The organism is Klebsiella sp. MBT K-1, from assembly GCF_002556465.1.
GTDB classification, from domain to species: domain Bacteria; phylum Pseudomonadota; class Gammaproteobacteria; order Enterobacterales; family Enterobacteriaceae; genus Klebsiella; species Klebsiella grimontii.
On the sequence record NZ_PDEL01000011.1, the window covers coordinates 216175 to 237174 of the forward strand.

General features: G+C 57.6%; 18 protein-coding genes. 12 read left to right on the forward strand and 6 right to left on the reverse strand.

What is annotated here, in order from left to right; all coding sequences use genetic code 11:
• Positions 1-349: 349 nt before the first annotated feature.
• The 8 genes from CMQ96_RS18235 (at position 350) to CMQ96_RS18270 (ending at position 9379) form a co-directional block, all read left to right on the forward strand.
• Positions 350-1300: a sugar-binding transcriptional regulator gene (locus CMQ96_RS18235; protein WP_024358850.1), complete on the forward strand. Its 951-nt coding sequence runs from the start codon at positions 350-352 to the stop codon at positions 1298-1300.
• A 363-nt stretch (positions 1301-1663) separates the two neighbouring features.
• Complete coding sequence (locus tag CMQ96_RS18240; protein WP_004135470.1) at positions 1664-3184, forward strand: glycerol kinase GlpK; 1521 nt, start codon at positions 1664-1666, stop codon at positions 3182-3184.
• Positions 3185-3317: 133 nt separating this feature from the next.
• Positions 3318-4253: a D-ribose ABC transporter substrate-binding protein gene (locus CMQ96_RS18245; protein WP_004130307.1), complete on the forward strand. Its 936-nt coding sequence runs from the start codon at positions 3318-3320 to the stop codon at positions 4251-4253.
• A 43-nt stretch (positions 4254-4296) separates the two neighbouring features.
• Positions 4297-4917: a DUF2291 family protein gene (locus CMQ96_RS18250; protein WP_098067116.1), complete on the forward strand. Its 621-nt coding sequence runs from the start codon at positions 4297-4299 to the stop codon at positions 4915-4917.
• 1 nt (position 4918) lies between these two features.
• Complete coding sequence (locus tag CMQ96_RS18255; RefSeq protein ID WP_024358852.1) at positions 4919-6463, forward strand: sugar ABC transporter ATP-binding protein; 1545 nt, start codon at positions 4919-4921, stop codon at positions 6461-6463.
• A gap of 17 nt (positions 6464-6480) precedes the next feature.
• Positions 6481-7536: an ABC transporter permease gene (locus tag CMQ96_RS18260; protein WP_004100048.1), complete on the forward strand. Its 1056-nt coding sequence runs from the start codon at positions 6481-6483 to the stop codon at positions 7534-7536.
• 60 nt (positions 7537-7596) lie between these two features.
• Positions 7597-8394: an SDR family oxidoreductase gene (locus tag CMQ96_RS18265; protein ID WP_004132240.1), complete on the forward strand. Its 798-nt coding sequence runs from the start codon at positions 7597-7599 to the stop codon at positions 8392-8394.
• Between the two features lie 199 nt (positions 8395-8593).
• Positions 8594-9379, forward strand: a complete 786-nt coding sequence (locus CMQ96_RS18270) for an SDR family oxidoreductase (protein WP_004130297.1) — start codon at positions 8594-8596, stop codon at positions 9377-9379.
• 193 nt (positions 9380-9572) lie between these two features.
• Here the strand turns inward: CMQ96_RS18270 and CMQ96_RS18275 are convergent, their stop codons facing one another.
• Both CMQ96_RS18275 and CMQ96_RS18280 read right to left on the reverse strand, forming a co-directional pair.
• Entirely contained in the window at positions 9573-9725 is a 153-nt protein-coding gene (locus CMQ96_RS18275; protein ID WP_049089648.1) for a Hok/Gef family protein, read from the reverse strand.
• A 222-nt stretch (positions 9726-9947) separates the two neighbouring features.
• Positions 9948-11981 (reverse strand): choline transporter, encoded by a 2034-nt coding sequence (locus tag CMQ96_RS18280; RefSeq protein ID WP_098067117.1) that lies wholly within the window; start codon positions 11979-11981, stop codon positions 9948-9950.
• Between the two features lie 128 nt (positions 11982-12109).
• Between CMQ96_RS18280 and betI the strand changes: the two genes are divergently transcribed.
• The 3 genes from betI to betA are packed head-to-tail and all read left to right on the forward strand — an operon-like array spanning position 12110 to position 15865.
• Positions 12110-12703 (forward strand): transcriptional regulator BetI, encoded by a 594-nt coding sequence (gene betI / locus CMQ96_RS18290; RefSeq protein ID WP_004132233.1) that lies wholly within the window; start codon positions 12110-12112, stop codon positions 12701-12703.
• Positions 12704-12713: 10 nt separating this feature from the next.
• Positions 12714-14186 (forward strand): betaine-aldehyde dehydrogenase, encoded by a 1473-nt coding sequence (gene betB / locus CMQ96_RS18295; protein ID WP_098067118.1) that lies wholly within the window; start codon positions 12714-12716, stop codon positions 14184-14186.
• Between the two features lie 14 nt (positions 14187-14200).
• Entirely contained in the window at positions 14201-15865 is a 1665-nt protein-coding gene (gene betA, locus CMQ96_RS18300; RefSeq protein WP_049087077.1) for a choline dehydrogenase, read from the forward strand.
• A gap of 49 nt (positions 15866-15914) precedes the next feature.
• Here betA and CMQ96_RS18305 read toward each other — a convergent pair whose 3' ends face one another.
• Both CMQ96_RS18305 and CMQ96_RS18310 read right to left on the reverse strand, forming a co-directional pair.
• The gene (locus CMQ96_RS18305) at positions 15915-16610 is read right to left on the reverse strand and encodes a GNAT family N-acetyltransferase (RefSeq protein WP_098067119.1); all 696 of its coding nucleotides are present in this window, start codon (positions 16608-16610) and stop codon (positions 15915-15917) included.
• A gap of 186 nt (positions 16611-16796) precedes the next feature.
• Complete coding sequence (locus tag CMQ96_RS18310) at positions 16797-18134, reverse strand: aspartate aminotransferase family protein (protein ID WP_049087079.1); 1338 nt, start codon at positions 18132-18134, stop codon at positions 16797-16799.
• Between the two features lie 182 nt (positions 18135-18316).
• Here CMQ96_RS18310 and CMQ96_RS18315 point away from each other — a divergent pair, with 182 nt between their 5' ends.
• On the forward strand, positions 18317-19081 hold the full coding sequence (locus CMQ96_RS18315; protein ID WP_004132229.1) for an SDR family NAD(P)-dependent oxidoreductase: 765 nt from the start codon (positions 18317-18319) through the stop codon (positions 19079-19081).
• Between the two features lie 497 nt (positions 19082-19578).
• On the opposite strand, the gene CMQ96_RS18320 is transcribed toward CMQ96_RS18315, so the two are convergent.
• Both CMQ96_RS18320 and CMQ96_RS18325 read right to left on the reverse strand, forming a co-directional pair.
• The gene (locus tag CMQ96_RS18320; protein WP_024358860.1) at positions 19579-20340 is read right to left on the reverse strand and encodes an amino acid ABC transporter ATP-binding protein; all 762 of its coding nucleotides are present in this window, start codon (positions 20338-20340) and stop codon (positions 19579-19581) included.
• Positions 20333-20998, reverse strand: a complete 666-nt coding sequence (locus tag CMQ96_RS18325; RefSeq protein WP_004132434.1) for an amino acid ABC transporter permease — start codon at positions 20996-20998, stop codon at positions 20333-20335. The genes CMQ96_RS18320 and CMQ96_RS18325 overlap by 8 nt, the downstream gene beginning before the upstream one ends.
• Positions 20999-21000: the final 2 nt, after the last annotated feature.

The window sequence follows — 21000 nt, forward strand, 5'->3', positions numbered from 1 at the left end:
TTATTTTCAACTTGGAATATTTATTCCGTCAGGAACTAAAAAAACCAGACATCCCCAGGCAACGCATCGTAAGGCTTACGCCGCTGCATCATACTCAGGAACATTCTGCCTCCTTACCACCGGGCGTGACGTCACCCGGGCACTTTTCAGTTGACCTGAAATCGCTATGAATATATATTCAATATCGACTCTTTATTCAATTATGCGGCTACTGTTCTGTTTTTGTCCATAGCTGATTTTGAGGATTGGCGAAAGTTAGATATCCATCACACTTAACTGTCTTTTCTTTTCGCGTATGATAATGAGCTCTAAGATAATGGCTGCACGTAAATGATTTTCGGGGAAATATATGGCTAAGCAGGATGAACAACGGCTATTAGTTAAGATTGCCACGCTCTACTATCTCGAAGGACGAAAGCAGTCCGATATTGCTCAAATTCTCTCCCTTTCTCAGTCATTTATCTCCCGAGCGATCGCCCGCTGCCAAAAAGAGGGCGTGGTCAAAATCAGCGTTGTTCAGCCATCGAATATTTTCCTCAATCTTGAAAAGGGCCTCGAGGATCGCTACGGAATTAAGCAAGCCATCGTCGTGGATACCGAAGAAGACGCCAGCGATCACACCATCAAGCGCGCCATCGGTTCCGCCGCCGCCCACTATCTCGAAACGCGATTAAGACCAAAAGATCTGATTGGCGTCTCTTCGTGGAGTTCGACTATCCGCGCAATGGTTGATGAGGTCCACGCGCAAAACCTGAAGGCCAACGGCGTGATTCAACTGCTCGGCGGCGTGGGCCCAAATGGTAACGTGCAGGCGACTATCCTCACCCAGACTCTGGCGCAGCATCTGAACTGCGAAGCCTGGCTACTGCCTTCCCAGAGCATTGAAGGCTCCACTGAGGAGAAAAATCGCCTCGTGGCCAGCAAAGATGTCGCCGACGTCATTGCCCGCTTCGATGAAGTCGATATCGCCATCGTCGGCATTGGCATCCTTGAGCCTTCGCAGCTGCTCAAAACTTCCGGTAACTACTATCACGAAGATATGCTCCAGGTGCTGGCGGAACGCGGCGCCGTGGGCGACATCTGCCTGCACTACTACGATAAAAACGGCAGAGCGGTGTTACGCGATGATGAAGATCCTGTGATCGGCATGGCGCTGGAGAAGGTGAAAAAGTGTCCTAATGTGGTGGCCCTTGCCGGTGGCAGCGAGAAGGTCGCGGCTATCAAAGGCGCGCTTTCGGGCGGTTATATCGATGTTCTGATCACCGATTACCCAACGGCCAGGCTGCTGATTGCCGGTTAATTTCCTCACTCAAACGCTTTCCCACAACCTTTACGCTTTCTCCGAAGCGTAAAGGTAACGCAAATAAAACATTATATTTCAATAACATAAAACCTTAAAATCACCTCATTCCCCATCCGTACCTGAACGCTTCGCCGATCGGATAAGTGTGATTGCCAGCACAATTGATAACTTTTCCAGTAGCCCGACGGGAAGTTTCTGGCTAAGGTATCAAATAAATAATCACTATCGAATATATATTCAGTGATTAAAAAAGTGAAAACGAATTGTCACATCATGGCCTGCTAAGAAGCAATGCGATCAAGAGGAGTGCCTACCTTCCCCCTCCGCGCCAGGACGAAGTGTGACTCAGGAGACTACCTAATGCAGGCAACACGTAAAGAGTTCATCATTGCGCTGGATGAAGGCACCACCAATGCCAAAGCCGTCGTACTCGATAGCCGCGGCCAGGTCGTGGTGAAATTCTCTCAGCCGCTGGCGATCCAAACGCCGCGTGAAGGCTGGGTCGAGCAGTCGGGAGAAGTCCTGGTTGACGCTTCGCTGGAGGTTATCGCGAAAGCGGTAGCGCACGTTGGCGCAGAAAACGTCGCGGCATTAGCCATTAGCAACCAGCGCGAGACCGCGATCGGCTGGTATCGCCAGAGCGGTAAGCCAATCAACGCCGCGATCACCTGGCAGTGCAGCCGCAGCGCCGCGTTTTGCGATGAACTGCGCCACAGCGATAAAGAGCAGCAAATCAAGGCCGTGACCGGCCTGCCGATCGCGCCTCTGTTTTCGGCCTCGAAAATGCGCTGGCTGCTGGAATCCCTTCCTGAGGGGCGCGCGCTGGCTGAGCGCGGAGAAATCTGCCTCGGCACTATCGACAGCTGGCTGCTGTGGAACTTAACCCAGGGCGATGCGTTCTCCTGCGATTACTCCAATGCCGCGCGTACCCAGCTGCTGAACCTGCAAACCGGCCAGTGGGACGACGACATGCTGGCGCTGTTCCAGATCCCGCGCGCCGCGCTGCCGGAGATTAAACCCTCCAGCGGATTGTTTGGCTATACCCGGGGGTTGAACGCTATCCCTGACGGTATTCCGGTGATGGCGATGGTCGGAGATTCCCACGCCGCGCTGTTTGGTCACGCGCTGGGCGAACTCGGCTGCGTTAAGGCCACCTACGGTACGGGGTCATCGGTGATGGCGCCGGTAAAATCCGCACAGTGCGATATCGACGCGCTGGCCACCACCATCGCCTGGCACGACGGCGACAGCATCACTTACGGACTCGAAGGTAATATTCCGCATACCGGCGATGCCGTAGCGTGGATGGCGGACAGCACCGGCTTGAGCGAACTTTCCGATGCCGAACTGGCGCATGAACTCAACACCCTGCCCGCCTCCGTGGACTCCACGCTGGGCGTCTATTTTGTGCCGGCGTTAACCGGCCTGGGCGCCCCGTGGTGGGATGACAGCGCCCGCGGCGTGATTTGCGGCCTGAGCCGCGGCGTCAAGCGCGCCCATCTAATTCGCGCCGCGCTGGAATCCATTACCTATCAAATCGCCGATGTCGTGGTGGCGATGCGCCAGCAGGACGACTTCCACTTGACGGCGCTGATGGTCGACGGCGGCCCAACCAAAAATGACTGGTTAATGCAGTATCAGGCTGACCTGCTCGGCTGTCCGGTGATGCGCAGCGACGTTGCCGAGCTGTCGGCGATTGGCGCGGCCCTGCTCGCGCGCAAAGCCCTGAATCCCGGATCGGTGACCGACCTGAAAGCGTTTTTAACTGAACACAGCGAATTTATCCCCGATATGGCCCGCCACCAGCGCCTGCAGAAAAGATGGCAGGAGTGGCGCCATGCGGTGAACAGAACATTATGGAAACCGGCAACGTCCGCCTGACGCCCACCAGGGAATCGAACGCGTGACGCACCTTACTCATCAACAAAAGGAGACCCCCGGCCCATAAATTTGATTTACAGGCCTTACGTTGTTTCACCGTACCCGACAATAACAACCAAGAGAGAAAATTGTCATGAAATTACGTTTAACGCTTTTAACCGCTGCTACCCTGACCGCCTTTTCTTTCGCTGCCCAGGCGGCAGAAAAAGGCACCATCATGATCATGGTAAACTCGCTGGATAACCCCTATTACGCCTCTGAAGCCAAGGGCGCCAGCGAGAAAGCCAAAGAGCTGGGATATCAAACCACCATTTTGTCGCATGGCGAAGATGTCAAAAAACAGAATGAGCTGATCGATACCGCCATCGGTAAAAAAGTTCAGGGCATTATTCTGGATAACGCCGACTCCACCGCCAGCGTCGCCGCCATTGAAAAAGCGAAGAAAGCGGGTATTCCGGTGGTTTTAATCAACCGCGAAATTCCTGTCGATGATATTGCGCTGGAGCAAATTACCCATAATAACTTCCAGGCCGGTTCTGAAGTCGCCAACGTATTTGTCGAGAAAATGGCCGAGAAAGGAAAATACGCCGAGCTGACCTGTAACCTTGCGGATAATAACTGCGTGACCCGCTCTAAATCATTCCACCAGGTGATTGACCAGTACCCGGATATGGTCAGCGTCGCTAAACAGGACGCGAAAGGCACCTTAATCGACGGCAAACGCATTATGGACAGTATTCTGCAGGCGCATCCCGACGTTAAAGGCGTGATTTGCGGCAACGGTCCCGTCGCCCTCGGCGCCATTGCCGCACTGAAAGCGGCGAATCGCAACGACGTGGTGGTGGTCGGTATCGATGGCAGCAACGATGAACGCGACGCGGTCAAAGCCGGCACCCTGCAGGCCACCGTGATGCTTCAGGCGCAGGCCATCGCCGCTCAGGGGGTGACCGACCTCGATAACTACCTGCAAAAAGGCGAAAAACCGGCCAAGCAGCGCGTGATGTTCCGCGGCATTCTGATTACTCAGGACAATGCAGACAAAGTGCAGGACTTCAATATCAAATCCTGATTTCGGGTTGTTGCGCCCCTTGCGGGGCGCACAGGAGCGTATTATGTATAAAAAAATCTCGCTGATGCTGGTCGTTCTCGCGCTCGGAGGCTGTCGTATCGTCTCTCAGCAGGAACTGGCCGATCTTAAATCTCCGCCCAATCCGCATATGGCGGATATCGATCGGACATGGCAAGACCAGCTGGTTCCCCAGGTTGTGGCTAAAGCTCGCCCCGTCGCCGAGCTGATGACCTCCCTGCGCGCGGCGAAAGATATTGAAAGCGCCTGCAAAGCGTTAGGCTATCGCGCTCAGGACGAAAACCCGTGCGTGTTTTACGTCAAAGTCGAAGGCAATATCAGCAAAATTGATTCCGCCTCGCGCAGCGGAAAAATGACGATTGAGGATACCCGCGGCGGCAACGTGGTGGTACAAATTGGCCCGACGCTGCGCGGCACATTATTACGCGACGGCTATCAGGGCGCCAGCTATCAGGACTTTAACGATCAGGTGCTGTTTGGCGAATATAGCCGGAAGATTAACGAGCACGCGGTAAAAATGATCCAGACGGCGCAGGTGAAAACCGGTGAAGCAGTCCAGGTGTACGGCGTATTCTCGGCCTGGGATATTCCACAGACCGTTCCTGATATTACGCCAGCAAAAATTGTTCGTTTGGGAGGACAATAACATGCAGCGGCAAGAACTCGTCAATTCCCAACCAGTCGACTCTGAAGTTATTATCGAAACCCGCGAATTATCTCGCGTTTATCCGGGGGTTGTCGCCTTAGATAACGTGAATTACCGGGTCTATCGAAATAAAGTAAACGTTCTGATCGGTGAAAATGGTGCGGGTAAATCCACCATGATGAAAATGCTTGCTGGCGTTGAAACACCCTCCTCCGGTCAAATTATTCTTGATGGCGCGCCGGTGACCCTTAGCTCGACGCACCAGGCTGAAAAGCAGGGAATCAGCATCATATTTCAGGAATTAAATTTATTCCCAAATATGAACGTCATGGATAATATTTTTATGGCTAACGAATTCTTTCAAAAAGGGAAGATTAACGAAAAATATCAATATGAGTTAGCCAAATCATTACTGGAAAGGCTGGAACTTGATGTCGATCCCTACACCCAGCTCGGCGAATTAGGCATCGGCCATCAGCAGCTGGTGGAAATTGCGCGCGCGCTTTCAAAAGACACCCGGGTATTAATTATGGATGAACCCACTTCCGCGCTCAGCCAGTCGGAAGTCAAAATCCTGTTTAACGTCATTGAACAACTTAAACGCCGCGGCGTCACCATTATCTATATTTCCCACCGTCTGGAAGAGCTGATGGAAATTGGCGACCACATCACCATTTTCCGCGACGGACGCTTTATCAGCGAGCGCGAGGTCAGCGACGCCAGTATTCCGTGGATTATCGAACAGATGGTCGGCGATAAGAAAAAACATTTCGACTACCAGCCGGCGCCGAAAGGCGAAGCGGTACTTGCGGTTGAAGGTCTGACGGCGCTTCATTCCAGCGGCGGCTATAAGCTCAACGATGTGACCTTTACCTTAAGTAAGGGAGAGGTGATCGGCATCTATGGCCTGCTCGGCGCCGGGCGCACGGAGCTGTTTAAAGGCCTGGTCGGTCTGATGCCCTGCCAGGGCGGGAACGTCCATCTCAACGGCGAAAATATCGACAAGGCGCCGTTCCAGGCGCGGCTGAAAAAAGGGCTGGCGCTGGTGCCCGAAGACCGTCAGGGCGAAGGCGTGGTGCAGATGATGTCGATTCAATCGAATATGACCCTCTCTGATTTCAGCCTGCAGGGCTTTCGCCGGGCGTGGAAGTGGCTGAATCCGCAGAAAGAAATCGCCTGCGTCAAAGAGATGATTCGCGAACTGGCGATCAAGGTCAGCGACCCCGAGCTGCCCATCACCTCGCTCAGCGGCGGCAACCAACAGAAAGTGGTGCTTGGCAAAGCGTTGATGACGAAGCCGGAGGTGGTGTTTCTCGACGAGCCCACTCGCGGTATCGATGTCGGCGCGAAAACTGACGTTTATCACCTGATCGGCAAAATGGCCCAACAGGGTCTGGCGGTGATGTTCTCTTCATCGGAGCTGGATGAAGTGATGGCGCTGGCGGATCGCATCCTGGTGATGGCCGATGGCCGGATTACCGCCGATTTACCGCGTCATGCGGTAACCCGCGAAAAGTTAATCGCGGCTTCAACACCTCAAGATTAATCAGGCTGGAACCCATCATGAACCAGAAATATATGATTTATATGTACCTGCTGAAGGCCAGAACGTTCATCGCTCTGCTGCTGGTTATCGCGTTCTTCAGCGTGATGGTACCGAATTTCCTGACCACATCTAACCTGCTGATTATGACCCAGCACGTGGCCATCACCGGCCTGCTGGCCATCGGCATGACGCTGGTTATCCTGACGGGCGGTATCGATCTTTCCGTTGGCGCCGTGGCCGGCATCTGCGGCATGGTGGCCGGGGCGCTATTAACTAACGGCCTGCCCTTGTGGAACGGCAGCGTCATCTTTTTTAACGTGCCGGAAGTGATTCTGTGCGTCGCGCTTTTCGGCGTGCTGGTCGGCTTTGTGAACGGCGCGGTGATCACCCGCTTCGGCGTCGCGCCCTTTATCTGCACCCTGGGCATGATGTATGTCGCCAGGGGTTCAGCGCTGCTGTTCAACGACGGCAGCACCTACCCGAACCTTAACGGCATGGAAGCGCTGGGTAATACCGGTTTCTCCACCCTGGGATCCGGGACGCTGATGGGCATTTATCTGCCAATCTGGCTGATGATCGGCTTCCTGCTGCTGGGCTACTGGCTGACCACCAAAACTCCGCTGGGCCGCTATATCTACGCCATCGGCGGTAACGAATCCGCCGCTCGTCTGGCCGGCGTGCCTATCGTTAAGGCAAAAATCTTCGTCTACGCCTTCTCCGGCCTGTGCTCGGCGTTCGTTGGCCTTATCGTCGCCTCCCAGCTGCAAACCGCGCACCCGATGACCGGCAATATGTTCGAAATGGACGCCATCGGCGCCACCGTGCTCGGCGGAACCGCGCTGGCGGGCGGTCGCGGCCGGGTGACCGGCTCAATCATCGGCGCGTTCGTCATCGTCTTCCTCGCCGACGGCATGGTGATGATGGGTGTCAGCGATTTCTGGCAGATGGTCATTAAGGGCGTGGTTATCGTCACCGCCGTCGTCGTCGACCAGTTCCAGCAAAAACTGCAGAACAAAGTCATCCTGATGCGTCGTCATGAGGAGAAGCTGGCTGCGGCAGGCGCCACCAGTTAATCACGTCTTTATTACCCCGCCGGACGCTCTGCCGTCCGGCCTCTATAAGGGATGAAAAATATGCAAAGAAATTTCACACATAAAACGGTGGTTATCACCGGAGCCTGCCGCGGAATTGGCGCCGGTATTGCCGAGCGCTTTGCTCGCGACGGCGCGAATCTGGTGATGGTCTCTAACGCCGAGCGCGTTCATGAAACCGCGGAAACCCTGCGCCAGCGCTACCAGGCCGATATCCTGTCGTTACAGGTTGATGTCACCGATGAAGCGCAGGTGCAGTCGCTGTACGAGCAGGCGGCGGCGCGTTTCGGCGCCATCGACGTCTCTATCCAGAACGCGGGCGTGATCACCATCGACTATTACGATCGCATGCCGAAAGCCGACTTTGAAAAAGTGCTGGCGGTTAACACTACCGGCGTCTGGCTGTGCTGCCGCGAGGCCGCCAAATATATGGTCAAACAGAACCACGGCAGCCTGATCAACACCTCTTCCGGCCAGGGCCGCCAGGGGTTTATCTACACCCCGCACTATGCCGCCAGCAAAATGGGCGTGATCGGCATCACCCAGAGCCTGGCCCACGAGCTGGCGCCGTGGAATATCACCGTCAACGCCTTCTGTCCGGGCATTATCGAAAGCGAAATGTGGGATTACAACGACCGCGTCTGGGGCGAAATCCTCAGCACCGAGCAGAAACGCTACGGTAAGGGCGAGCTGATGGCGGAGTGGGTCGAAGGCATTCCGATGAAGCGCGCCGGTAAACCGGAAGACGTTGCCGGGCTGGTGGCGTTTCTCGCCTCCGACGACGCGCGCTATCTCACCGGGCAGACCATCAATATCGACGGCGGCCTGATTATGTCGTAATGCGGTCCCCCGGGTTGCGGCTGATGCCTTACCCGGGCTTCCGGTCGGCACAATTTTGTAGCCCGGATAAGGCGTTTACGCCGCAATCCGGGTAAATAACAGATCAGCACCGTCTGGTAGCCCGGACAGGCGCAACGCGCCGCCTCCGGGAACGCCAACTCCGGGCATGCTAAAGAATATTTTTTAGAGAGTGATAACTATGATCGCAAAAGATTTCGCCCAACAGCTGTTTAATCTGCAGGACCGCGTGGCCTTTGTAACCGGCGCGGGCAGCGGCATCGGTCAAATGATTGCTTACGGCCTCGCCAGCGCGGGCGCTCGGGTCGTCTGCTTCGATCTCCGCGAAGACGGCGGCCTTGCCGAAACCGTCAAAAATATCGAAGCCATCGGCGGCGAGGCCTGTTTTTACACCGGCGATGTACGCCAGCTTAGCGACCTACGCGCTGGGGTGGCGTTGGCAAAAAGCCGCTTCGGCCGCCTTGATATCGCCGTCAACGCCGCCGGTATCGCCAACGCCAATCCGGCGCTGGAGATGGAAACCGAGCAGTGGCAGCGGGTAATCGATATTAACCTCACCGGCGTGTGGAACTCCTGTAAAGCGGAAGCCGAACTGATGCAGGAAACGGGCGGCGGTTCGATTATTAATATCGCGTCCATGTCCGGCATTATTGTTAACCGCGGCCTCGATCAGGCCCATTACAACTGCTCCAAGGCGGGCGTTATCCACCTGTCGAAAAGCCTGGCGATGGAGTGGATCGGCAAAGGGATTCGGGTCAACTCCATCAGCCCCGGCTATACCGCCACGCCGATGAACACCCGCCCTGAGATGGTTCATCAGACCCGCGAATTCGAAAGCCAGACGCCGATCCAGCGTATGGCGAAGGTTGAGGAGATGGCCGGCCCGGCGCTGTTCCTCGCCAGCGATGCCGCGTCGTTCTGTACCGGCGTTGACCTGGTGGTCGATGGTGGTTTTGTCTGCTGGTAGAACGGACCGAATGCCAGTATGGATGTCAATATACTGTCAGCGACCGGCGAAGCAGTATGCAGGGTGGCGGCGCGATTGTTTTAACCGGTCGTTGTTCTCTCGCCGTCCATCCTGCTCCCATAAGCAGAAAAAAGGTGCCTTAAGGTTCCTTACCCAGCCTGCGGATAAGCGGGGATAGCTCCCCGCATACCGGCTACTTCTTTGTTTCGTAAGCGAGAACGGCCTCAAACTCCATACTACGTTCTTTGATGCTCAGCTCGCACAGCGAGTCGCGCACCATTAACGTCACTCCCAGCGCTGTCAGACACAGCACGATGATTGCCACCAGGGCGTATTTTGTCAGCATCTCGTTGCCTCCATGCGAAGAAGAGGCTACTATCCAACGTGCTAGGGTTGGATCGTGAGCCTCAGGTTGATGGGAACATCTCCTGGGGCTTCGTCTTTCTGAATCCTCACCTAAGCCTGAACGCAGAAAGCCTCAGGCACCCGCCGCCATCATACGCTTCCCTGCGCAATCCACTGTATATTTAACCATCTCAATCCCTTTTTCAGAAAACGTTTAGACGGCCTACATTCCGGGGAAGGTCACGCTGTTGCCCGGCGCTTCGCGATGCAGATGAATAAAGTTCAGATGGCGCTCGTACTGGTCAAGAATATCGGTGATCACCTGCTCTTTGCTGTAGTCCATCAGGTCGTTGCCCTGACTCCCCTCCAGCAGGAAGGTCTCCAGACGATAGTAGGTCGACTTCCCGCTGCGCGCCCGGTAGGTAAAACCGGGAATGGAGTACTGCTGCGGCCAGATCTGATAAACAAAGTTCTGCTCGTCGCCCATATGCACCAGCAGGTCGAGATGGCCCAGGCTGTCCCCCTCTTCCGGCGGCAGGCTTTTCAGCTCGACGTAAGCGCCGCGCAGCTTCAGCTCCTGCGCCACCTCTTCCATCGCCGGGAAGCACACCGTCTCCATCATCTGGCGGGTATAGCGCGTGCCGGGATAGTTCATCAGCCGCGACAGGCGCTTCTTCCAGCTCAGGCGATCCTGCACGCCCAGCGGTCGCGGGGCGGTGTCGCGGTTGGCGCTCTCGCGGCGATAATCTTCCACCTTCAACGACTTATACAACCCCGCCATCACGAAGAAGATCACAAAGCTAAACGGCAGCCCCATAATCACCGTCGCGTTCTGCAGAGCGGAAATGCCGTTAGTCATCAGCATCCCCAGGGTCAGCAGGCCGATGACCACCGACCAGAAGATGCGCAGCCAGTTTGGCGCATCGCTGTTGATATCCTTCAGCTTCGAAGTGAAGTTACCCAGCACCAGCGCCCCGGAATCCGCGGAGGTCACGTAGAACAGCAGGCCGGTAATGGTGGCGACCGAAGCGCTAAACGTAAACGCCGGATACTGCGCCAGCAGGTTATAGAAGCCGCGCTCCGGGTGGGCGACCGCCTCGGCGGCGAAGGCCGCATTGCCGTGGATGATTTCATACAGCGCGCTATTGCCGAACACCGACAGCCATAGCAGGGTAAAGGTGAACGGGATAATCAGCGTTCCCACCACAAACTGACGAATGGTGCGTCCACGTGAAATACGCGCCAGGAACAGACCGACAAACGGCGACCACGCCACCCACCACGCCCAGAAGAACAGGGTCCAGTTGTTCATCCACTCGACCGGGCGATCGAAGGCGAAGCTGTTGAGGGTCATGCCCATAAAACGATTCACGTAGTCGCCAACGTTAAGCACCAGCGCGTTGAGCAGGAACTCGGTATCGCCCATAAACAGGATGAACAGGATTAGCCCAAGGGCCAGCACCACGTTAAGCTCGGAAAGAATACGGATGCCTTTATCCACCCCGGAGGTCACCGAGATGGTGGCGATTATCACCGACAGTACGATCAGCGCCGCTTTCGCCCCCAGCGAATCCGGAATATTGAACAGCACGCTGAGGCCGTAGTTAAGCTGTACCACGCCAATTCCGAGGGTAGTGGCGATACCGAAGATGGTGCCGATCACGGCGGCGATATCCACGCTGTGGCCAATCGGCCCATTAATCTTCTTGCCGAAGATCGGATAGAGCGCGGAGCGGATGGTCAGGGGTAAATTATAACGATAGCTAAAGTATCCCAGCGCCATCCCCATCAGGGCATACATCGACCATCCGGTCAGCCCGTAGTGAAACAGCGTCCACACCATCGCCTGGCGCGCCGCCTCCATGGTCTGCCCCGCCCCTTCCGGCGGCTGCATATACTGGGTCACCGGCTCGGCGACGGAGAAGAACATCAGGTCGATGCCAATACCGGCGGCGAACAGCATTGCCGCCCAGCTGAGCACGCTAAATTCCGGCTTCGAGTGCTCCGGCCCGAGCTTCACCGAACCGAAACGCGAGCAGGCGATGCACACCACAAACACGATATAGAGCGTCGCGGCCAGCAAATAGTACCAGCCGAAGGTGCGGGAAACCCAGTTCAGGGTGCGGCCAATCCAGGCCACGGAAAAATCGCTGAAGAAGAGAGTCATCAGGGAAAACAACAAAATCAGTCCGGCGGAAGTGTAAAAAACCACCGGATTGATTTTGTCCTTTTCTCTGCTCGGCGAAAGGTCTGTCATCCATTCTCCTTACTGTTTTTGCAACTATTAGAACCAAAATCGGCAACAATTAAGACACATTTTATATTGAACGTCCAATCAAAAACCGCTTTAATAGATAAACAAAGCTGATGAATGGAGTCTGAGAAATGCCCAAACTGGGGATGCAACCGATACGGCAGCGGCAGCTGATTGACGCGACCCTGGCCGCCATCAATGAAGTGGGAATGCACGATGCCACCGTCGCGCAGATCGCCCGACGGGCTGGCGTATCGACCGGCATCATCAGCCACTATTTCAAGGATAAGAACGGGCTGCTGGAAGCGACGATGCGCGATATCACCGGCCAGCTGCGCCAGGCGGTGTTGAGCCGCCTGCACGCCCTGCCCGATGCCGGCCCGCGGGAACGCCTGCGCGCCATCGTGGCCGGCAACTTCGACGACAGCCAGATAAGCAGCGCGGCGATGAAGGCCTGGCTCGCCTTTTGGGCCAGCAGTATGCATCAGCCGATGCTCTATCGCCTGCAGCAGGTCAGCAGCCGACGACTGCTGTCGAATATCGTCTATGAATTCCAGCGCGCCCTGCCGCGCGAAGAGGCGCAGGAGGCCGGATACGGTCTCGCCGCGCTGATCGACGGGCTGTGGCTACGCGCGGCGCTGAGCGGTAAACCGCTGGATAAAGCCCGCGCAGAAACGCTCGCCGAGCACTTCATCAGCCAATATCTGCCACCGACTTCTCAATAATGGAGGACCCATGTCCCGAATGGCCGAACAGCAGCTTTACATCGACGGTGGTTATGTTTCCGCCACCAGCGGTAAAACCTTCGAGACGATTAACCCCGCTAACGGCGAAGTGCTGGCGACCGTCCAGGCCGCCGGCCGCGAAGACGTCGACCGGGCGGTAAAGAGCGCTCAAAAAGGGCAAAAAATCTGGGCGGCGATGAGCGCCATGGAACGTTCGCGCATTCTGCGTAAAGCGGTCGATATTCTGCGCGCTCGCAACGACGAACTGGCGCGTCTGGAAACTCTCGATACCGGCAAACCGCTGAGCGAAACCGCCGCCGTTGATATCGTCACCGGCGCAGATGTGCTGGAGTACTACGCGGGCCTGATCCCGGCGCTGGAAGGCAGCCAAATCCCGCTGCGCGACAGTTCATTCGTTTATACCCGCCGGGAACCGCTGGGGGTGGTCGCCGGGATCGGCGCCTGGAACTACCCGATCCAGATCGCCTTATGGAAATCGGCCCCGGCGCTGGCGGCCGGTAACGCGATGATCTTTAAACCGAGTGAAGTCACCCCGCTCACCGCCCTGAAGCTGGCGGAGATCTACCGCGAAGCGGGCCTGCCGGCGGGCGTATTTAATGTGCTACCGGGCACCGGTGCCGAAACCGGTCAGTATCTCACCAAGCATCCGGATATCGCCAAAATCTCCTTTACCGGCGGCGTCGCCAGCGGCAAAAAAGTGATGGCTAACGCCGCCGCTTCTTCACTGAAGGAAGTGACCATGGAGCTGGGCGGTAAATCACCGCTGATCGTCTGCGAAGACGCCAGCCTCGACCTCGCCGCCGACATCGCGATGATGGCTAACTTCTACAGTTCAGGCCAGGTCTGCACCAACGGCACCCGGGTATTCGTTCCGACGCGCCTGAAAGCGGCGTTTGAAGAGAAAATCCTCGCCCGCGTGGCGCGTATCCGCCCCGGCGATCTGTTCGCTGAAAGCACCAACTTCGGGCCGCTGGTGAGTTTTCCGCACCGCGATAACGTGCTGCGCTACATCGAGACCGGTAAGCAAGAAGGCGCGCGCCTGCTGTGCGGCGGCGAAGCGCTGAAAGGCGAAGGCTTCGACCGCGGCGCGTGGGTCGCCCCGACGGTGTTTACCGACTGCGATGACCAGATGACCATCGTTCGCGAAGAGATCTTCGGCCCGGTGATGTCCATTCTGAGCTACGACGATGAGGAAGAAGCGCTCCGCCGCGCCAACGCCACCGAATATGGCCTTGCCGCCGGCGTCGTTACGCCGGATTTAAACCGCGCCCATCGCCTGATTCATCGGCTGGAGGCCGGGATCTGCTGGATCAACACGTGGGGCGAGTCCCCGGCGGAGATGCCGGTCGGCGGCTACAAGCACTCCGGCATTGGCCGCGAAAACGGCGTGCAGACGCTGCACAGCTACACCCAGATAAAATCCATCCAGGTTGAGATGGGTCAGTTTCAATCCATATTTTAACCAGGAGGTCATTTTTGCAGTTTGACTACATTATTATTGGTGCCGGTTCCGCCGGCAACGTACTGGCTACACGACTGACGGAAGATCCCGATACCACCGTCCTGCTGCTGGAAGCGGGCGGCCCGGATTACCGTTTCGACTTCCGCACCCAGATGCCCGCCGCGCTGGCCTTTCCCCTACAGGGTCGGCGCTATAACTGGGCCTACGAGACCGAGCCTGAACCGCATATGAACCATCGCCGCATGGAGTGCGGACGCGGGAAGGGCCTCGGCGGATCCTCGTTAATCAACGGTATGTGCTATATCCGCGGCAACGCTATGGATCTTGATAACTGGGCCTCGGCGCCGGGGCTTGAGCACTGGAGCTACCTCGACTGCCTGCCCTACTACCGCAAAGCGGAAACCCGCGATATCGGCGCCAACGATTACCACGGCGGCGACGGCCCGGTCAGCGTCACCACGCCAAAGCAGGGCAACAATCCGCTGTTCCACGCGATGATTGAAGCCGGCGTACAGGCCGGCTACCCGCGCACCGACGATCTCAACGGCTACCAGCAGGAAGGGTTTGGCCCGATGGATCGTACCGTGACGCCGCAGGGACGCCGCGCCAGCACCGCGCGCGGCTATCTCGACCAGGCCCGCGCGCGTCCTAATTTGACTATTCGCACCCACGCGCTGACCGATCATATTATTTTTGCCGGCAAGCGCGCCGTCGGCGTCGAATGGCTGGAGGGCGACAGCACCGCGCCGTCAAAAGCCACCGCTAATAAAGAAGTGCTGCTCTGCGCGGGCGCTATCGCCTCGCCGCAGATCCTGCAGCGCTCCGGCGTCGGCAGCCCGGAACTGTTGCGCCAGTTCGATATTCCGCTGGTTCACGCCCTGCCCGGCGTCGGCGAGAACCTGCAGGATCATCTGGAGATGTACCTGCAGTACGAATGTAAAGAGCCGGTGTCGCTCTACCCGGCGCTGCAGTGGTGGAATCAGCCGAAAATCGGCGCCGAGTGGCTGTTCGGCGGGACCGGCATCGGCGCCAGCAACCAGTTTGAAGCGGGCGGATTTATCCGCAGCCGCGAGGCGTTTGCGTGGCCGAATATTCAGTACCACTTCCTGCCGGTGGCGATTAACTACAACGGTTCAAACGCGGTGAAAGAGCACGGATTCCAGTGCCACGTCGGTTCCATGCGCTCCCCGAGCCGCGGCCACGTGCGTCTGAAATCGCGCGACCCGCACCAGCATCCGGCGATCCTGTTCAACTATATGTCGCATGAACAGGACTGGCAGGAGTTCCGCGACGCCATTCGCATCACCCGTGAGATCATGAGCCAGCCGGCGCTGGATAACTATCGCGGCCGGGAGATCAGCCCGGGCATTGAGTGCCAGAGCGATGCCGAACTGGATGAGTTCGTACGCAACCATGCGGAAACCGCCTTCCACCCCTGCGGTACCTGCAAGATGGGCTACGACGAGATGGCGGTGGTGGATGGCGAAGGTCGGGTTCACGGGCTGGAAGGCCTGCGCGTGGTCGACGCCTCGATTATGCCGCAGATTATTACCGGCAACCTTAACGCGACCACGATTATGATTGGCGAAAAAATGGCTGATGCCATTCGCGGCCGCCAGCCGCTGCCGAAGAGCACCGCGGCGTACTATGTGGCGAACGGCGCGCCGGTTCGGCGGTAAGAGTAAGCCCCGCCCCTCTCCCTGCGGAGAGGGTTAGGGTAAGGGAAAACTAGCGAAAATCTTCCAGCCGCTTTATCTGCCGTCCATCAGCATCAAAATTCTCCGGCGCCAGCCACGCTCGCAGCGCCGCGTCGCGCGCGGGCCATTCGCTATCGATAATCGACAGCATATCGCTATCGCGGGTGCGTCCTTTACGCACCATCCTCTGGCGAAGACGCCCTTCCCAGGTAAACCCCAGCCGGTCGGCGGCGCGGCGGGAGGCGAGGTTCATTGAGTCGCATTTCCACTCCAGCCGACGATAGCCGTGAGCAAAACCATTTTGCAGCAGCAGCCAGACTGCCTCGGTCCCGAGCGGCGTATTTTTCATCGCCCGCGACCAGGTGACGTGCCCTATCTCCACCGTGCCCATCGCCCGCTCAATCGCCATATAGCTGACCAGCCCGACGGCCCGCTCGGCGTGGAGATCGATAACCGCATACGGCACCAGCCCATCGTCCATGACCTTGCCGGTAATCCAGTGCACCGTTGACTCCACGCTCTGCGGACAGTTGCTGGCAAGCCACGTCCAGTCGCTGTCGTCGCCGAGGGTGTAGGCGGCAAACAGATCCGCCGCGTGCCGCTCGGTAGCCAGCGGCTCCAGCCGGCAAAAGCGGCCATTTAACGCCGTGCGGCGCAGAAGCCCAGCGCCCTGCCACCCGGGCACGCGATCGTTGACCTGCTGACCAAACTCATTGATTTCCGGCACGCTTATCTCTCCCGTAGTGTTATCAGGTTGTTATATCAAGAAACCCGGATTGCAGGAAGATGCTGGCAGAATAAGCTATTGAGTTAAGATGGGATGAAAATCAGCCCCGTTCGCGCGAGGCTTAGCGGGGCTACGAGTGGGTGGCCCGGGTCAGGCGATTACGCCGCGACCCGGGAAATCATCCCCTTACTTCGCCAGGCTCGCGAAGCGGGCGAATACCGCATCAAAAATCGCCAGCCCTTTTGCCACCTGTTCGGCGCTGATGGTGCACGGCGGCACCACGTGAATGCGATTTTCCACGACGAACGCCAGCAGGCCGGCTTCGGTCAACGCGCCTTTAATGGCCGCCATATCGGCAGCGCCCAGCGGCGTTTTTCGTTCGCGGCTGCTAACCAGCTCCAGCGCCTGGAACAGACCGCGGCCGCGCACGTTGCCGATAATCGCGTGCTTCTCCGCCAGCGTTTCCAGCCCCGGACGCAGCACCTCGTTGCCGATGATCGCCGCGTTCTCTACCACCTTCTCTTCTTTCATCGCGTCAATGGTGGCGACAATCGCCGCCATCGCCAGCGGATGGCCGGAATAGGTCAGGCCGCCGGCAAAGAAATGGTCATCAAAGTAGCGGGCGATCGGCTCGCTGATCAGCACGCCGCCGGCCGGGACGTAGCCGGCGTTAACCCCTTTGGCGAACGTCACCAGATCCGGCACCACGCCGTCCTGCTCGAAGGCAAACCAGCTCCCTGTGCGGCCAAAACCGGCCATCACTTCATCGAGGATCAATATAATACCGAACTCGTCAGCCAGCGCCCGCACGCCCTGCATATAGCCCTCCGGCGGCACCAGAATCCCGGCGGTCCCCGGGATCGACTCCAGCAGAATCGCGGCAATCGCGTTCGGGCCTTCGCATTCAATCATCCGCCGCAGATGGGCCAGCGCGCGCTGGCACTCCTCTTCTTCCGTCGTGGCGTTAAATTCGCTGCGGTAGAGATAGGGGTTAAAGAAGTGAACGTGACCGCGCGAATACTCGTTCGGTACGCGCCGCCAGTCGCCGGTAGCGGCAATCGCGCTGCCGGTATTGCCGTGATAGGAACGATAGGCGGAGAGCACTTTATCGCGCCCGGTATAGAGCCGCGCCATACGGATGGCGTTCTCATTGGCGTCGGCGCCGGCGTTGGTGAAGAACACTTTGCTAAAGCCTTCCGGCGCCAGCTCGACAATCCGCTTCGCCGCTTCGCCGCGGGCGAGGTTGGCGGTGGCGGGAGCGATAGTCACCAGCGCTTCCAGCTGGGCCTTCATCGCCGCCAGTACGCGAGGGTGCTGGTAGCCAATGTTGACGTTGACCAGTTGGCTGCTGAAATCGAGGTAAGTATTGCCTTCGTAATCCCACAGCTCGCAGCCTTTTGCCCCGGCGATCACCAGCGGATGTAAATTGCCCTGCATCGACCATGAATGAAACACATAAGCGCGATCCAGCTGCCGAACTTCATCATTGCTTATCGCTACCTCGTTCTGTAGTGCCAGCTTCATACCCTGCCCTCTCTCATGTCGTTGTTGTTGGCCTCATCATTGGCCGTTCAGGGAAGAAACGGATAGAGCCAGTCAGGCGAAAATGATGTGACACCGTGTCACATCGCCGCGCGCCGACTGGCCCTGTGCCCGCGCGCGCGGGGTTTCTATAGTGGGAACGACAACCTGCACAGGAGAATGAAATGGCAACGAGCAAAGTGGTGTTTATTACCGGGGCGACCTCGGGTTTTGGGGAAGCGGCGGCGCAGGTCTTCGCCGATGCGGGCTGGTCGCTGGTGCTGAGCGGACGCCGTTTTGAGCGGCTGAAGACGTTACAGGATAAGCTCGCCTCGCAGGTACCGGTGCATATTATCGAACTCGACGTGCGCGATAGCGATGCGGTCGCCGCGGCCGTGGCGGCCCTGCCCGCTGATTTCGCCGACATCACGACATTGATTAACAACGCCGGACTGGCGCTGTCGCCGCAGCCCGCGCAGAAAGTGGATCTGGACGACTGGAAAACGATGATCGATACCAACGTCACCGGGCTGGTCAACGTGACCCACGCGCTGCTGCCGACGCTGATTAACCACGGCGCGGGGGCGAGCATCATCAATATCGGCTCTATCGCCGGGCAGTGGCCCTATCCCGGCAGCCACGTCTACGGCGCCAGCAAGGCTTTCGTGAAGCAGTTTAGCTATAACCTGCGCTGCGATCTGCTCGGGACCGGGGTGCGCGTGACCGATCTCGCGCCGGGGATTGCCGAGACGGAATTTACCCTGGTGCGCACCAAAGGCGACCAGGCGGCGTCAGACAACCTGTATCGCGGCACCACGCCGCTGAGCGCGCGGGATATTGCCGAACAGATGTTTTACATCGCCACGCTGCCGGATCATATGAATATCAACCGGGTCGAGGTGATGCCGGTGCGCCAGGCCTGGCAGCCGTTCGCCATCGATCGGGATTAAGGTTTGGTAGACCGGAGACGCGCATCAGACATCGCGCTCGGGCCTGGTAGCCCGGACAGGCGCGATAAGCGCCGCCTCCGGGACGGTGTTGAGGGGTTCCGTTCACTATTATCCCGCAGAAAATGTCTCACCGTGGTACGTGAACGGGTAAAGGGGGAGAAAACCGTCTCCCCCTTTACAATCCCCGCGGTCCCGCAAAGAAATCGGTGCTGCGCACTGCGCTCACCTCCCGGACCTCAGGTTCGCCGATTTCAGCGGGGGCCAGGGCATCGCTGCATATCACGTTGTTTCAGAGACATATCCGCTGCTGCATGAAAATCTCCCGGAGGCGGCGCTTACGCGCCTGTCCGGGCTACCCAATCTGCCACCCTCCAACACCGAGCCCGAAAATCCCGGGTCGCGGCGTAAATGCCTTACCCGGGCTACATGACCGCAGACGGCTGGAAACCCGTAGCCCCGGTAAGCGCAGCGCCACCGGGGAGATTGGCCGCTGATGCTTACCGGCTGCTCTGCAAAAACTGCCTGACGCGCTCGGAATCCGGGTTGCTGAAAAACTTCTCCGGCGGCGCTTTCTCAATCAACAACCCTTTTTCGAGAAACACCACCTCATCCGAGACCTGGCGCGCAAAATCCATCTCATGAGTCACCACCACCATCGTGTAGCCCTCGGCGGCCAGCGCCTTCATCACGCCCAGCACCTCGTTGACCAGCTCGGGGTCCAGCGCCGAGGTCGGCTCATCAAACAGAATGACCTCCGGCGACATCGCCAGCGAACGGGCAATCGCCACCCGCTGCTTCTGTCCGCCGGAGAGCGTAATCGGATAAACGTCGGCTTTATGCGCCATCCCCACTTTCTCCAGCTGCTGCATGGCGATGGCTTTCGCTTCATCACGCTTCATCCCCTTCACGTGCAGCAGCGCTTCGCTGACGTTCTGCTGCACCGTCAGGTGCGGCCACAGGTTAAAGCTCTGGAACACCATGCCAACCCGCTCGCGGATTTTCGACAGCTGGCGGTGGGACATCGCCCGGCCATTATGCTCATCAATACCCAGCCGCTGGCCGCTGATGCGGATCTCGCCGCGATCCGGCTGTTCCAGCCAGTTCATGCAGCGCAGCAGCGTCGATTTACCCGACCCCGACGAGCCGAGAATGCTCACCACGGTCCCCTTCTCTACCGTCAGATTGATATCACGAAGAACTTCAACGTTATCAAACTGTTTAGAGACGTTTTTGACGCTTACTGCAGTGGTATCAGACATGACTCATTCCTCTTCTGACTCCCCAGGCGCTCAGACGCTTAATCAGCAGCTCCAGCAGGATGCTGATCGCCCAGTAGAGCCCAATCGCGACGATAAAGGCGTTAAACGGGATAAAATAAGTGGCCTGCACGCTGTTAGCCGCAGCGGTTATCTCCTGGACGGTGATAATGCTGAGAAACGCGGTATCTTTCAGGCAGATAATCAGCTGGTTGCCCATCAGCGGTAGCGCTGAAGAGAGAATATTGGGCAGAATAATGCGGCGGAATATTTTGTAGCGCGAAAATCCCTGCGCCACCGCGGCCTCGATATAGCCACCGGAAAATACCCGACGCTGGCTGCGTAAAATCTCAAAAAAATAGGCGCCGTGGTAGATAACTAAGGCGATTAGGCCTGCGGTCCAGGGTTCCATACTAATACCAACTTGCGGTAGCCCGTAATAGAGCAAATAGGCAAGAATCAAAAAAGGAATCGCCCGCATTAAGCTAACAAAGGCAATAATAAGCCGGTTAAGGGTTTTCTTTTGATATTCGGTTAAATAGCACAGGACCACACCGATAATTAATCCGGCGATGGCCGCGGTAATAAAAAGCTCAAGGGTGGCGAGTAAACCGGCAATAAAGCTGTCGCGCACCGACCAGATAACGGCCCACTGATTCATAG

Excerpts from the sequence above, each read along its gene's own strand:
- betB (WP_098067118.1), top strand. The coding sequence starts at position 12,714 with ATGTCCCGAATGGCCGAACAGCAGCTTTACATCGACGGTGGTTATGTT.
- CMQ96_RS18265 (WP_004132240.1), top strand. The coding sequence starts at position 7,597 with ATGCAAAGAAATTTCACACATAAAACGGTGGTTATCACCGGAGCCTGC.
- CMQ96_RS18280 (WP_098067117.1), bottom strand. The coding sequence starts at position 11,981 with ATGACAGACCTTTCGCCGAGCAGAGAAAAGGACAAAATCAATCCGGTG.
- CMQ96_RS18240 (WP_004135470.1), top strand. The coding sequence starts at position 1,664 with ATGCAGGCAACACGTAAAGAGTTCATCATTGCGCTGGATGAAGGCACC.
- CMQ96_RS18245 (WP_004130307.1), top strand. The coding sequence starts at position 3,318 with ATGAAATTACGTTTAACGCTTTTAACCGCTGCTACCCTGACCGCCTTT.
- CMQ96_RS18270 (WP_004130297.1), top strand. The coding sequence starts at position 8,594 with ATGATCGCAAAAGATTTCGCCCAACAGCTGTTTAATCTGCAGGACCGC.
- CMQ96_RS18315 (WP_004132229.1), top strand. The coding sequence starts at position 18,317 with ATGGCAACGAGCAAAGTGGTGTTTATTACCGGGGCGACCTCGGGTTTT.
- CMQ96_RS18260 (WP_004100048.1), top strand. The coding sequence starts at position 6,481 with ATGAACCAGAAATATATGATTTATATGTACCTGCTGAAGGCCAGAACG.
- CMQ96_RS18250 (WP_098067116.1), top strand. The coding sequence starts at position 4,297 with ATGTATAAAAAAATCTCGCTGATGCTGGTCGTTCTCGCGCTCGGAGGC.
- CMQ96_RS18255 (WP_024358852.1), top strand. The coding sequence starts at position 4,919 with ATGCAGCGGCAAGAACTCGTCAATTCCCAACCAGTCGACTCTGAAGTT.
- betI (WP_004132233.1), top strand. The coding sequence starts at position 12,110 with ATGCCCAAACTGGGGATGCAACCGATACGGCAGCGGCAGCTGATTGAC.
- CMQ96_RS18325 (WP_004132434.1), bottom strand. The coding sequence starts at position 20,998 with ATGAATCAGTGGGCCGTTATCTGGTCGGTGCGCGACAGCTTTATTGCC.
- CMQ96_RS18235 (WP_024358850.1), top strand. The coding sequence starts at position 350 with ATGGCTAAGCAGGATGAACAACGGCTATTAGTTAAGATTGCCACGCTC.
- CMQ96_RS18275 (WP_049089648.1), bottom strand. The coding sequence starts at position 9,725 with ATGCTGACAAAATACGCCCTGGTGGCAATCATCGTGCTGTGTCTGACA.
- CMQ96_RS18310 (WP_049087079.1), bottom strand. The coding sequence starts at position 18,134 with ATGAAGCTGGCACTACAGAACGAGGTAGCGATAAGCAATGATGAAGTT.
- CMQ96_RS18320 (WP_024358860.1), bottom strand. The coding sequence starts at position 20,340 with ATGTCTGATACCACTGCAGTAAGCGTCAAAAACGTCTCTAAACAGTTT.